We start from the raw sequence: 13,086 nt of genomic DNA, 5'->3' as shown, positions 1-13,086 counted from the left end.
GCAGGGCGATCAGCCGGCGGTAGTGGTGGAAGACCGAGTCGGGGTCGGCGAGCTGGGCCTTGGCGTTGACGGTGGTGTGGTCGGGGTTGACCGCGATCCAGGGCGTGCCGGCGGTGAAGCCGGCGTGCCCGGTGGCGTCCCACTGCATGGGGGTGCGGCCGTTGTCGCGGCTGCGGCGGCGCAGTCCGTCCAGGACCTCCTCGGGATCGGCGCCCAGGGCGGTCTGCTCGCGGTAGTGGTTGAGCGACTCGATGTCGCGGAAGTCGTCGATGGTGGCGAACGGGGCGTTGGCCATGCCCAGTTCCTCGCCCTGGTAGACGTACGGCGTGCCGCGGTGCAGGTGGAGGACGGTGGCCAGCAGCTTGGCGGAGCGGTCGCGATGGGCGGGGCTGTCGTCACCGAAGCGGGAGACCGCGCGGGGCTGGTCGTGGTTGTTCCAGTACAGGCTGTTCCAGCCGGTGTCGCCGAGTCCGGTCTGCCAGCGGCCGAGGCTGGCCTTGAGGTCGGTCAGCCTCAGGGGGCGCACGTCGAACTTGCCGCCGGGCCCCTGGTCGAGGCCGACGTGCTCGAACTGAAGACCATGTCGAGTTCGCGGCGGGCGGGGTCGGTGAACAGCCTGGCCTGTTCGACGGTGACCCCGGGCATCTCGCCGACGGTGAGCAGACGGCGCGGATGGCCGGCGAGGACCTCCCGGTGCATCTCGGCGAGATAGTCGTGGATACGGGGCCCGCAGACGTAGTGGGGGGTGCCGTCGCCGTAGCGGCCGCCTTCGGGGACGATCCCGTCGGGCAGGGCGGGGTCCTTGGAGATGAGGTTGATGACGTCCATGCGGAAGCCGTCGACGCCGCGGTCGAGCCACCAGCGCATCATGCGGTGGACGGCCCGGCGGACCTCGGGGTTGTCCCAGTTCAGGTCCGGCTGCTTGCGGGAGAAGGTGTGCAGGTAGTACTCGCCGGACGCCTCGTCGTAGGTCCAGGCGGGACCGGAGAACCACGACTCCCAGTTGTTGGGCTCGGCGCCCGGGGAACCGGGCCGCATGCCGTCGCGGGGCGGGCGCCAGATGTACCAGTCGCGCCGCGGCCCGTTCGGCCCGCCGTCGCGGGAGTCCGTGAACCAGGGGTGCTCGTCGGAGGTGTGGTTGACCACCAGGTCCAGGACGAGCTTCATGCCGCGCTCGTGCACGGACGCCAGGAGCCGGTCGAAGTCGGCGAGGGTGCCGAAGAGCGGGTCGATGTCCTGGTAGTCGCTGATGTCGTAGCCGTTGTCGTCGTGCGGGGACGGGTGGACCGGGGAGAGCCACAGCACGTCCACACCGAGCTGGGAGAGGTAGTCGAGGCGCTCGGTGATCCCTTGCAGATCGCCGATGCCGTCCGCGTTGGAGTCGGCGAAACTGCGCGGGTAGATCTGGTAGACCACCGCGTCGCTCCACCAGGAGTCGGCGGGGCCGGCTTCGTTCACGGGCACGTCAGAACCTCATCGTGAGTACGTGGTCACTTGGTGTGATGGCTTGGGGGTGTGACGGTGTGCGGGCGTGGGCGGGCCGCCCGACGCCCGGTCGCGGTGCCGGAGTCAGGAGATGGCGGCGCCCACCGCGTCGCGGATGACCAGGCACGCCGCTCCTCGTGCCCACAGGTCGTGGCGCACGGGATCGACGTGGATGTCGCAGTCGCGGGCGGCCGTGGAGAAGGCGTGCGCCTCCAGGGCCGTGGTCATGGCCGGGCCGAAGAGGTCATGGGCGACCGTGCCCTCCCCGGCGATGATGATCTTCTCGAGGTTCAGAAGGTTGCACATGCCGGCAAGCCCTCGCCCCAGGGCGGTTCCCGCCTCGGCGAACGCGGACCGGGCGACGGCCCACGACGAGCCTTCCGCGGCGCGGGCCAGGTCGATCGCCTCGGCGATCGTGTCGCAGGGCACACCGGCGTCCCGCAGGTGCCGCAGGACGGCCCGGTCTCCGGCGAGGGCCTCCAGACAGCCGCGGCGGCCGCAACTGCACATGGGCCCCCCGGGGTCCAGGGGCAGGTGACCGAGCTCGCCGGCCAGCCCGGTGGCGCCGGAGAACAGAGCGCCGTCCAGGAGGAGGCCGCAGCCGATGCCGGGGCCGACGGTGACCACGGCGAAGGAGTCCACGTCGCGGCCCGCCCCGAACCAGCGCTCGGCCACGACCAGGGTGTTGACGTCGTTGTTCACCACCACCCGCAGCCCGGTCGCCTCGTGCAGGGGGCCTGCCACGTCGACCTTGTTCCAGTTCAGCAGGGCCGACCACCGGCAGATCCCGGCGTCGGAGTCGACATGGCCGCTGACTCCGACGCCGAGGCCCAGCACCCTGTCCGCCGCCCCGGGCGCCTCCGAGAGGAGCCTTCCGGTCAGGGCGGCGGCGGCGGACAGGGCGGTCTCGGGGGTGCGGTCGGCGATCGGCTCCTCGGCGCGGGCCAGGACGTTGGCCGCCATGTCGGTGACCACGCCGGAGACCTGCGCGGGGCCGATCTTCATGCCGACGACCAGGTGCTTGTCCGGATTGACGTGCAGCATCTTCTGCGGGCGGCCCCTGCCCTGCGGGGCGGTGTCGCTCTCGTGCAGATAGCCGTGCTCCAGGAGCGGGGGCAGCATCCGGGTCACGCTGGACGGCGCCAGACCGAGGCGCTGGGCGAGCTGGGTGCGCGAGATGGGGCCCACGGTGAGCACCGTCGCGAAGATCTCCGCGCGGGTCTGCTCACTGACAAGCTCAGAGAACCGGATCTTGGCCGGGCTCATCACGTGTGCCTCCTGGAACTGTGATCGGTGGAGCGGTGACCGGTCAGGTGTGGTGGAGCTGGTCGAACCCATCGAACCCGACGCGACCGGTGCCGGCTGCCCCAGGGGGCGGACCGGCTGCCGTGAGGGATCCGGACATCGTCATGGCGCCTCCCACGTCGCCGCCGGCGCTTCGCCGGCCGACTGCGTATGACGTGAGTGTGTCCCCCCGCTTTTTCGTGCGTCAAGAAAGAAAACATCGCGTTACGCAACCGTGATCGCATCAGTGTGTGCCCTATATGCCTGATATGCGAGCTACATTCCGCGCCCTTCCTGCCGTTCGGGCTCTGCGTGCCAACGAATCCTGCTCATTTCATTGACACGGGGAAGAAATGTGGGGACGTTGTCCGGGACCGCAGACCGCTGGGGCCGCCGCCGCGGCGCGGCGGTCGCCCCGCACCCGCCACTGCCCCGTCGCCGTCCATGAGTCCGGGGTCGCGGATGCGCCCGAGAGTCCGAACGGCCGGTGCCCCGGAGCGTGGGCACGCGGCACGCCCGCCCGTCGGGCGCGTCACCCCGCCGGGGCACCCAGGGGCCTTCGCCCTGCCCCCCATTCACCAGGGAGAGGACATCACCATGCTCACAGCAAGACCGCGAGGCCCGGAACGGCTGGCGGCGATCGCCGTCGGCCTGGCCCTGGCCCTGGCTTCCCTCCTTGCGCCCCTCACCTCGGCGTTCGCCGCCCCCGCGCAGCCCCGCGCGGCCGCCGATGCACGGGCCGCCGCCGCGAGGGCCGCCACCGCCGCGAGGGCCGAGGCGACCACCGCGGACACCGCGCAGCTACGGACCTGGTGGCACGACAACCACGAGTTCAACACCACCAGCCCCACGGCGAACGACAAGGTACGGCGGTCGTCCTTCTACGACGTGAAGGTCGCCACCGCGGCCGCGCCGACCACGAAGTACGACTCGTTCGCCTACATGAGCATCCCCCGCAGCGGCAAGGGGAAGATCGGCTACACCAAGGAGGACGGCGCCGAGTTCTCGTCCTCCGCGAACCTCACCATGAGCTGGTCGTCCTTCCAGTACTCCACCGACGTGTGGGTCGACGTCTCACTGCGCACCGGTCAGACCATCTCCTCGGCCGACCAGGTCAAGATCAAGCCCAGCAGCCTCTCCTTCGCCAAGGAGCTCGTCAACAGCTCGACCGTCCGCGTCAAGGTGCCCTACAGCGCCCAGGGTCACCGGTTCTCGGTCGAGTTCGACCCGCAGTTGTACACGGCGTACAACGACATGTCCGGCCCGGCGAACGACGCCGGGAAGCTCACCACGAGCGCGGGCAGCGGCCACCGGGCCATCCACACCGAGCCCCGCAACTCCATGATGATCTTCGCCGAGCCGACGCCGACCGGCGCCGAGCAGGACAGGCTGATCCCCACCGCGGACTCGGGGAGCATCCACTACCCGTCCCAGGGCCAGGTCACCAACCTGAACACGATCAGCCAGGAGATCGTCTACTTCCGCCCCGGCACCTACTACATGACCTCGAAATACCACGCCCTGCTGCCCAAGCAGGTCAAATGGGTCTACCTGGCCCCCGGCGCCTACGTGAAGGGCGCCATCCGGTTCCCCGACGACAGCCAGGGACTGTACAAGGTGACCGGCTACGGGGTCCTCTCCGGTGAGCAGTACGTCTACGAGGCCGACACCGCCAACAACTACGACCACCTCAGCGGCGCGTCCAACTGCCACTCCACCTGCGTGAAGATGCTCCAGTTCGCGTCGGCGCAGGGCCGGCAGCAGCACCTCGACCTTCAGGGCGTCACCATCAACGAGCCGCCGTACCACTCCTTCGTGGTCTACGGCGACGAGCAGACGTTCAGCATGCGGGTCGACAACTACAAGCAGGTCGGCTCCTGGTACTGGCAGACCGACGGCATCGAGCTCTACCGCGGCAGCACCATGAAGAACACGTTCTTCAACGCCAACGACGACGTGCTGAAGATGTACCACAGCGACGTCAGCATCGATAACACCGTCGTCTGGAAGAACGAGAACGGGCCCGTGATCCAGTGGGGCTGGACACCGCGCAGCATCGACAACGTCCGGGTGACCAACACCCACGTCATCCACAACCGCATGTACTGGAAGGACGTCAAGTACAACACCTGCATCCTCAACTCCTCCTCCCACTGGGAGGACATGGGATCGACCACCAAGGCCGACCCCAACCAGTGGGTGAAGAACATGACCTTCGAGAACATCACCGTCGAAGGCATGACGAACTGCGCGATCCGCGTCTTCGCCCTGTCCAGCACCGAGAACATCCACGTGAAGAACCTCAGCATCGGCGGCTGGAACGAACTGGACGCCGGCTCCCAGGTCAGCCTGCTCAAGCGGCACAGCAACGCGGCCGGCCAGAAGGTGACCCTCGGCAACGAGACCAGCCAGAGCCGCGGCCTCAAGCTGGAGAACTACACCGTCGGCGGCACGGTCGTCCAGAAGTCCGGTGACAACTGGTCCGCGACCAAGCTCGGCCGGCTCGGCTTCGACAGCGAGAACTGGGACAACTGGAACGCGTGGGGTCCGGGCGGGACCGGCCCCGGGCCGGGCCCGTCCTCGGGCCGGATCGTCAACGGCGCGAGCGGCAAGTGCGTCGACCGCGCCGGCGGCGGCACGGCCAACGGCACCGCCGTCCAGCAGTGGTCCTGCGCCGACGTCCCCTCGATGACCTGGACGCTCGACGGGCAGCAGATGAAGTCCGGCGGCAAGTGCCTCGACGTGGTCGGCGGCGGCACCGCCAACGGCACCGACGCGCACCTGTGGGACTGCGGCGGCTGGGACAGCCAGAAGTGGGCCTTCCAGTCCGACGGCACCCTGAAGAACCTCAAGTCCGGCCGCTGCCTGGATGTCGAAGGCCAGAGCTCGGCCGACGGCGCCCGACTGCACCTGTGGGACTGCGGCACGTGGTCCAGCCAGAAGTGGACCACCACCCTCTGAGCCCACGCGGGCGGTCGCCGGCCCCGGCGACTGGTCACTTCCCGCGCTGCTCAGGCGCCCCACAGTCACCGACAGCCCCGCACGAGGGGAGGTGAGCGACCCCCACAGCGGCTGAACCCTCGGCCGAACCCCGTCCAAGGCACTTCACAGGCCGGCGCGACAGGCCGGTCGTTCCCCGACACACGGAGGAAGAACACCATGAACCGCGTACCCGCACGCGCGTCCCGCCGCACCGCGCTGGGCGCCGCAGCACTGTCCGCCGGCCTGCTGTGCCTGCTCACCCAGGCGCCGACGGCCTCCGCGCACGGCACGGTCATCGCCCCCGAGACCCGCAACTACGGCTGCCTGGAGCGCTGGGGCTCCAGCGAGCCGAACGAGGCCCAGGACCCCATGTGCTACCGCACGTACCACGAGAACCCCAACGCCATCACCGCGTGGAAGGCCGTCTACGCCAACAACACCGGGGACAACTACAAGCAGGTCATCCCCGACGGCCGGATTTGCAGCGCCGGCGGCCAGGGCGAGACCAACTACGGCGCGCTCGACCGCCCCGGCCCGTGGATCACCAGCAACGTCAGCTCCAGCTTCACCGTCGACCTCTACGACGAGGCCCGGCACGGCGCGGACTGGCTGGAGATCTACGTCACCAAGCAGGGCTTCGACCCCCAGACCCAGCTCATCGGCTGGAACGACCTCGACCTGGTGCAGAGGACCGGCCGCTACCCCTCCCAGCCGCACTACACCACGGACGTCAACACGTCGGGATACAGCGGACGCCACGTCGTGGTGACCGTCTGGAAGGCGTCGCACATGGACCAGAAGTACTTCCTGTGCAGCGACGTCAACTTCGGCTGAGCCCACCGGCGCACCACCACTGCGCGCCCTAGACCGCAGGCCCCGCGAGGAAGCCGCGACGCTCCTCGCGGGGCCTGCACCCACCCGTTGATCCCGGGGTCCTCGTCCCTACCGCCGGTCATGCTCTGGAGGCACCGGATGGCCCGTCCCCGTAGGTTCCCCGCCCGAAGCCGCCCCCAGCACGGCGGCGACGCCCGCGGATCGTCGCAGGCCGCATCCCGCCGACGGCAGGCGGCCGCACTGCACCGCGCGGCCGAGCGGTACCAGCCCCACAGCCTCACCGCGCTGCGCGTCAGCGTGGGCCTGGTCTTCCTCTGCTTCGGCGCGCTGAAGCTCTTCCCCTCCGCCAGCCCGGCCGAGCAGATCGCCACCCGGGCGACGTCCAAGCTGACGCTGGGCCTGCTCCCGTCAGAGGTCCTGCTGCCGCTGCTGGGAGCCGCGGAGGTGTGCCTGGGACTGGCACTGCTCACCGGGATCCTCCTGCGACACGCCCTCGCCGTGCTCTACCTCCACATGGCCGGCGTCCTCTCCTCGATCGTCCTGCTGCCCGAGGACATGTGGCACAACGGCGTTCCCACCCTGGAAGGGCAGTACGTTCTGAAGAACGCCGTCCTGATCACCGCGTGCCTCGCCGTCACAGCCGACGAGCTGACCCGCTGACGCACCCCGCGCCACGACGGTCGAGTGACGGTTGCCCGAGCACGCGTGTCTCGTCCTCGTCACGGACGACGGCCGGCTCGTGCAGGTAGCGGGCGGACCGCTGGTGCTCGTCCTCGGCGAAACGGTCATCGGCACCGGCGAGGCCATTCCACCGTCCCAGGGGCCGCCGCCCCCGAGCCGCCTTCCAGTGCACCCGTTGCTGCCCGTCCGCACCTTCCCCGGACCGCTGTCTTCCGCTTCTGTGCGGGGGAGTGCGAAGTCTGTGAGGAGGACGTCCCTGCATGCATGCCAAGGAACACCCGGAGAAGAGCGCCGGCCGGCAGAGCCCGCCGGACCCGACACAGCAGACCGCCGCGACAGCGCAGCCCGCCGTCGGGTTCATGTCGCCCCAGGTGGTCGCGGCCTTACAGGGCACCAGCGGAAACGCGGCGGTGGCGCGGATGCTGGAACAGCGGCACGGCACCCCCGCGCCGGCCCGTGGACCGGCCCACGTCGTGCAGCGGCAGGTCTACCTGGAGTTCGACCCCGTCGGCAACATCCTGGAGTTCCAGCACAACACCTCCGTCCGCCCGGACTGGGAAGGCGACGCCAGGACCATGGCCACCAACGCCGCGGCCCAGCAGCAGTCCCTCAACCACATCATCCCGTTCGAACGGATCGAGTACGACCTGACCAAGCACCTGAACTTCCTGCTCGACAGCCGGGGCAAGGCGGCGTGGGCGACCCGCGTCACCGCCTTCGAGGCGAACTGCGACGCCCTGTTCACGGCCGGCACGCCCGAGCACACCGAGATGGTCCGGCGGCGCGACATCGTCAAGAACCTCATCGGCGCCCTGGTCCAGAGCCCCAGCGGGCCGCAGCGCGCCCCGGTGACGACCGCGGCCCGGAGCCTGCTGAGCGCCCTCAACAGCAGCTCGCGGAACCTGCGCGCCGGGAACGCCTCCCTCAACTCGTCGATCAGCAACGCCATCGACGCCGACTTCCTCACCGGAACCTTCTGGTACTCCGGCCAGGTGGTCACCGGCGCCACCCCTCCCGCCGGCAGAACGCCGCCCACCGGCGCGAGGACCATCACCGGCCCGCCCGGCGCGCAGGGCAACCACTCGGTCGCCAACCTCGAGTGCGTGCGGCTGACCCCGCAGCACGAGAACCACGTCTTCGCCTACATCGACGCCTCCCCCTCGTCCTTCCACTTCGTGGTCTCCGGGGGCGCGGGCGCGCTCCACCCACTGGCCCAGCCCGGACAGCAGATGTCCTCGACGCAGGCTCCGACGGCCGTGGCACTGCCCGCCCAGCCCCACCCGGTGCTCGTCATGGACCCCGCCAACGCCAAGGCCCCGCACCTGTTCCTGGGCTGACGGGCGCGCCCCACGGCGGGGGAGCGGCACGGTGCGCCGGGGCGGCGGACCGAGGGCCCGTCCCGCCCGGCGCTCCGGTCCCGTGCGGCGCAGATGCTGTCCCGTCAACGGGCGGGCCCCGTGATCAGCGGGCGCAGTCGGACGCGGCCGCCGACCTCGGACGTTCCCCAGGTGCGGTGCCAGGAGGTACGTCCGGCGGTGCGGCCAGTGCGGAAGTGTGCGGGCGTGCTGGTTGCGCCGCCGGGGCGGCGTGGGTGCGTCAGGGTGTCCTCGGACCCGGGTCGTGCGCCGGTCTGTCGGGTGCTGTGCCGGCGGAATCGGTGGGCGAGAGCGCGGAGAGAAGCCGCAGTTTCTCGTCGCTGTCGCTGTCCCTGTCGGCGTAGTGGACGACCAGGATGACGTCGTCGATGGGGAGTTTGTCGCGGTGGAGGCGCAGTTCCCCGACGACGGGGTGGTGGACGGTGGTGGTGCCTCCGTCGAGCCCGCGGACGTCGTGGCGGGCCCACAGGCTGCGGAACCGCTGGCTGGACAGGGCGAGCTCCCCGACGAGTTCGACGAACCGGGGGTTGCCGGTGTCGTCCCCGATGGTGGTGCGGAGGGCGGCGACGAAATCGGCTGTGACTGCGGCCCAGTCCTGGTGGAAGGCTCGTTCCTCGGGATCGAGGAGGAGGGAGCGAAGCCGGTTCTGGCCGGGCCGCAGGCGGGGGGAGAGGGCGACCGCCATGGGGTTGGAGGCCAGGACATCGAACGCGCGCCCTTCGACGAACGCGGGGATCCCAAGCTGGGCGAGCAGCTCGTGCACCCGCGCCGGTACATGCTCGGGCCGCTTGCGGCGCGGCGCCCTGGGGCGTGCCGCCGCGAGACCGAGCAGATACGTCCGTTCGACGTCGTCGAGCCTCAGGACACGCGCGAGGGATTCGAGGACTTGCGGCGAGGGGTTCTTGTCCCGGCCCCGTTCCAGGCGCAGGTAGTAGTCGGGACTGATCCCGGCGAGCAGGGCGACTTCCTCACGGCGCAGGCCGGGGACGCGGCGGTTGCCGCCGGGCGGGAGCCCTGCCTGCGCCGGGGAGACCAGCTCACGCCGGGCACGAAGGTATTCGCCGAGCCGGTTGGCGGGTTCCTCGTCCTTCATGCCGACACCGTAATGCGGTGCGCGCATCCCAGCGGGGGCCCTGGCAGGACCAGGCAACGCGGGGGCCCTGCCACGCCCGGCGGATGCCGTCAAGACTGCGACAGCACTGTTCCCGAAGAGACAGAGAGCACCACTGTCTGCGCCGCCGGGCCTGAACGCCGGCGACGCCTCGCACCGAAGGGAAGATCTCGTGGACCTCTCCGACCGCACCGTTCTCATCGTCGGCGGAACCTCGGGTATCGGGCGGGAGCTGGCCCGGCGGTTCGCTGCGGCGGGCAGCACCGTGGCCGTTGGCGGCCGCAGCCCCGAGGCACTCTCGGAACTCGCCGAGGAAGGCTTCGGCGCGTTCGGCGTCGACGTCACCGACAGTTCCTCCGTCGCGTCCGCCCGTGACGCCGTGCTCGCCCGGTACCCCGAGCTGGACACGGTGGTGACGATGTCGGGTGTCATGCTCCTGGAGGACCTGCGCGACCCCGCGCACTTCGAGGCGGCAGCGACGACGATCGACACCAACCTGCTCGGCACGATCCGGGTCATCGACGCCTTCACCCCGCACCTGGTCCGACGGGGTGCCGGCACCTTCATCACCGTCACCTCCGGCATCGCCTTCCTGCCATTCCCGCCCATGCCCAGCTACGCCGCGTCGAAGGCCGCGGTGCACGCCTACTCCGAGGCGCTGCGCGCGCAGCTCGACGGCACCGGTGTCGGCGTCGTCGAACTCGTCCCCCCGGCCGTCGCCACGGCGGGACAGGAGCAGGTGAACCCGCACGCGCTGCCGCTCGACGGCTTCGCCACCGAGGTCGTGCACCTGCTCTCGCAGGACCCCACCCCTCACGAAATCCTCGTGAAGGGCGTCCTGGTGCACCGCTGGGCCGAGCGTGACGGCACCTACGACGACCTCGTCGCACAGCGCTCCCAGGCCTTGGCCATGCTCCCCGGCCGCCGCCAAGGCTGACACCCTTCCCGCCGATCGGCGGCCTCCTCGCTCAGCCCGGGGCCGTCAAGCGCGGCCATGCGTCCTCCTGGACACGAACCCCGCCGCCCGGCCGAGCGGGGTGGCGTGCGTGGGGGGGCGCGCCCGGTCCCTGTGCGCGCCGAGCGACGCGGGGGTGCGCCGGACAGGTCGGCCCCGGCTCCCGGGTCCGGATGGCGGGATCCGGTCACTCGCCGGTGTCGTCGGCAGACCGGACGCCGTCCTCCAGTCGTGCCAAGGCGGCGGTGGCCCTGGCGTGCCCGCCTCCCGCCGCGACCTCGAGCATCCACTGCGCCGACTCGATGTCGCCCGCCTCGGCGAGTGCCGTACCCGCGCGGTATCCCACTTCGCCGCCCGCCGCCCGAAGGACCTCCGCGGCGTCCTGCCGACGCCGCAGGCGGACCAGGAGGAGCCCCAGCGTGACGGCTGCCTGGAGGTCCCCGGCGTCCGCGGCCGCGCGGAGGAAAGGCACCGCCTGTTGCCTGCGCCCGGTGCGCACGAGCACAAGCCCGAGGTTGTACGACGCGTCCACGTGACCCGCGGCGGCCGCTGTCCGGAACAGCTCCTCGGCTTCCCGGTCATGTCCGGCCGCGGTGAGCAGCACACCAAGGTTGTAGGCGGCCACCGTGTGCCCGGCCCCCGCGGCGGCGCGCCACCGCGCTGCCGCCTCCTCCGGGCGTCCGGCCGCATGCAGCAGGACACCCAGGCTGACCATCGCGTCCGTGTGCCCGGCCCGCGCGGCGACACGGAAGTACGCCGCGGCCTCGTCGTCCCGGCCGGCCTTCGCCAGGAGGCAGCCCAGGTTGTTGGCGGCATCCACATGCCCGGCGTCCGCGGCGGCGCGGTAGCGCGGCTCGGCTTCTCCCGCGCGCCCGCTCTCGTCGAGCAGCACGCCCAGGTTGTAGGCGGCCTCGACGTTCCCGGCGTCGGCCGCGTGACGATACGCCCGCTCCGCCTCCGGGCCGCGTCCGGCCTCGGCGAGCAGCAGTCCGAGGAAGTGCGCGGCGTCCGGAAAGCCCTCCTCCACGGCCTGCCCGAACGCGCTCTCAGCCTCGCTGACACGTCCGGACCTGTAGTGGAGGACTCCGAGGTTGTGGGCGGCCTGCGGGTACCCGGCGTCGGCGGCGTCGCGGTAGTACCGCTCGGCCTCCTCAAGACGCCCTGCGTCCTGGAGTACGCCCGCCAGGTTGTTCGCCGCCTGGAGGACGCCGGCGCCGAGCGCGAGCCGGAAGGCCGCCTCGGCCGCGCGGACGTGCCCGTCCTCGACAAGCAGCAGACCCAGGTTGTTCGCGGCCCTGGCGTGCCCCGCCCTCACGGCCGCGCGATACAGCTCCGAGGCCTCCTCGCGATGCCCGTCCGAGGCGAGCAGCACGGCGAGGTTGTACACGGACTCCACGTCCCCCGCCTTCGCCGCGCGGCGCAGCAGCGCCTCGGCCTCCCGCCCCGACCCGCTCTCCGCCAGCAGGGCACCGAGGGCGCCGACCGCCTCGATGTCTCCCCCTTCCGCCGCTGGACGCCACGCCGCCTCGGCGACGTGCCGGGCCCCGAGCCGGTAGGCCCGCAGGCCGACGGTGAAGCGGTCGCGGTCGTCGGTGGCGGCGCGCAGAGCTGTTTCCCACGCCTGCTCGCACACTGGAGCGGTCGCTTGATCCACCAGGTAGTCGAAGACACCCCACAACCCCTCACCCGCCGGCAGCAGCAGGCTCGTCACGCCGTAGCGCGGCCGCGACGCCCAACCCAAGGCCTCGTCGAGCGGTTCCGGACGCAGCAGAGCCCCACCCGCGGACGCCAGATGAAGCTCGTGCAACTCCACGACGGACCCGGTGGCATACGGCGGACGCAGGCCCGTCCGGGCCAGCTCCACCGCGGCCGAGACCAGCGCCGCACCACGCGGATGACCCCCGGCCCTCCAGGCTCGCTGCCACTCCTGCCACAGCGCGGGCCCAGCCGCCAAGTACTCGGCGATCCCGAACAGCCGGTGGTGCTCCGCCGCGGCCACGATCCGCCCATCACGGCTGTGCCGTGCCCGCGCCACCTCCTCCTGGCTCCACAGACGGTCCAGCTCCAGGGGATCGCTGCGGGCCAGAACCCGGGCCGCGCCGACCGCGACCTGCCCCCGGCACCCCGGCTCCCGGGCCCCCTGCTCGTAACGCGGCGCGAAGACCTCGTACTGACTGCTGCGCATGGTGGCCAGCACCGGCACCCGCAGCCTCGTCAACTCGGCCAGCGACCCGAGCTCCAGGGCCCCGGGGCCCAGATACTCCTCCAAGTCATCGAGCCACACCACGCACTTCACGCCGGTGCGTTCGATGGTCTCCACCGCCGCGGGCAGTTCGGTGCCGACGGTGGGGGTGAGGACGCGGTGTTCCGGCAGGGTG

8 protein-coding genes and 1 pseudogene are annotated in these 13,086 nt (G+C 71.2%); 5 read left to right on the top strand and 4 right to left on the bottom strand.

What is annotated here, in order from left to right; genetic code table 11:
* Positions 1-31 precede the first annotated feature (31 nt).
* Positions 32-1,416, bottom strand: a pseudogene (locus ACYVO2_RS34350) (alpha-glucosidase); the annotation flags it as partial.
* Positions 1,417-1,569: 153 nt separating this feature from the next.
* Positions 1,570-2,751 carry an ROK family protein gene (locus ACYVO2_RS34345; protein WP_461012019.1) on the bottom strand — a complete coding sequence of 394 codons (1,182 nt, stop codon included), beginning with the start codon at positions 2,749-2,751 and terminating at the stop codon, positions 1,570-1,572.
* A 615-nt stretch (positions 2,752-3,366) separates the two neighbouring features.
* Here ACYVO2_RS34345 and ACYVO2_RS34340 point away from each other — a divergent pair.
* The 4 genes from ACYVO2_RS34340 (at position 3,367) to ACYVO2_RS34325 (ending at position 8,603) form a co-directional block, all read left to right on the top strand.
* Complete coding sequence (locus ACYVO2_RS34340) at positions 3,367-5,730, top strand: family 49 glycosyl hydrolase (protein ID WP_461012018.1); 2,364 nt, start codon at positions 3,367-3,369, stop codon at positions 5,728-5,730.
* A 198-nt stretch (positions 5,731-5,928) separates the two neighbouring features.
* Complete coding sequence (locus ACYVO2_RS34335; RefSeq protein WP_461012017.1) at positions 5,929-6,585, top strand: lytic polysaccharide monooxygenase; 657 nt, start codon at positions 5,929-5,931, stop codon at positions 6,583-6,585.
* Positions 6,586-6,723: 138 nt separating this feature from the next.
* The gene (locus tag ACYVO2_RS34330) at positions 6,724-7,245 is read left to right on the top strand and encodes a DoxX family protein (protein WP_461012016.1); all 522 of its coding nucleotides are present in this window, start codon (positions 6,724-6,726) and stop codon (positions 7,243-7,245) included.
* Positions 7,246-7,526: 281 nt separating this feature from the next.
* Positions 7,527-8,603 (top strand): hypothetical protein, encoded by a 1,077-nt coding sequence (locus tag ACYVO2_RS34325; protein WP_461012015.1) that lies wholly within the window; start codon positions 7,527-7,529, stop codon positions 8,601-8,603.
* 259 nt (positions 8,604-8,862) lie between these two features.
* Here ACYVO2_RS34325 and ACYVO2_RS34320 read toward each other — a convergent pair whose 3' ends face one another.
* On the bottom strand, positions 8,863-9,735 hold the full coding sequence (locus tag ACYVO2_RS34320) for a helix-turn-helix transcriptional regulator (protein WP_461012014.1): 873 nt from the start codon (positions 9,733-9,735) through the stop codon (positions 8,863-8,865).
* Positions 9,736-9,925: 190 nt separating this feature from the next.
* On the opposite strand from ACYVO2_RS34320, the gene ACYVO2_RS34315 reads away from it, so the two are divergent.
* Positions 9,926-10,690 (top strand): SDR family oxidoreductase, encoded by a 765-nt coding sequence (locus ACYVO2_RS34315; RefSeq protein ID WP_461012013.1) that lies wholly within the window; start codon positions 9,926-9,928, stop codon positions 10,688-10,690.
* 205 nt (positions 10,691-10,895) lie between these two features.
* On the opposite strand, the gene ACYVO2_RS34310 is transcribed toward ACYVO2_RS34315, so the two are convergent.
* On the bottom strand, positions 10,896-13,086 hold a 2,191-nt coding region (locus tag ACYVO2_RS34310; protein ID WP_461012012.1), incomplete at its 5' end, for a tetratricopeptide repeat protein.

The sequence above is a fragment of the Streptomyces capparidis genome (genome assembly GCF_054782095.1).
This window is presented reverse-complemented; position numbering and strand designations above follow the sequence as displayed.

What these genes read in the sequence shown, in the direction of transcription:
- ACYVO2_RS34325 (WP_461012015.1), top strand. Translation starts at nt 7,527, where the DNA reads ATGCATGCCAAGGAACACCCGGAGAAGAGCGCCGGCCGGCAGAGCCCG.
- ACYVO2_RS34345 (WP_461012019.1), bottom strand. Translation starts at nt 2,751, where the DNA reads ATGAGCCCGGCCAAGATCCGGTTCTCTGAGCTTGTCAGTGAGCAGACC.
- ACYVO2_RS34340 (WP_461012018.1), top strand. Translation starts at nt 3,367, where the DNA reads ATGCTCACAGCAAGACCGCGAGGCCCGGAACGGCTGGCGGCGATCGCC.
- ACYVO2_RS34335 (WP_461012017.1), top strand. Translation starts at nt 5,929, where the DNA reads ATGAACCGCGTACCCGCACGCGCGTCCCGCCGCACCGCGCTGGGCGCC.
- ACYVO2_RS34330 (WP_461012016.1), top strand. Translation starts at nt 6,724, where the DNA reads ATGGCCCGTCCCCGTAGGTTCCCCGCCCGAAGCCGCCCCCAGCACGGC.
- ACYVO2_RS34320 (WP_461012014.1), bottom strand. Translation starts at nt 9,735, where the DNA reads ATGAAGGACGAGGAACCCGCCAACCGGCTCGGCGAATACCTTCGTGCC.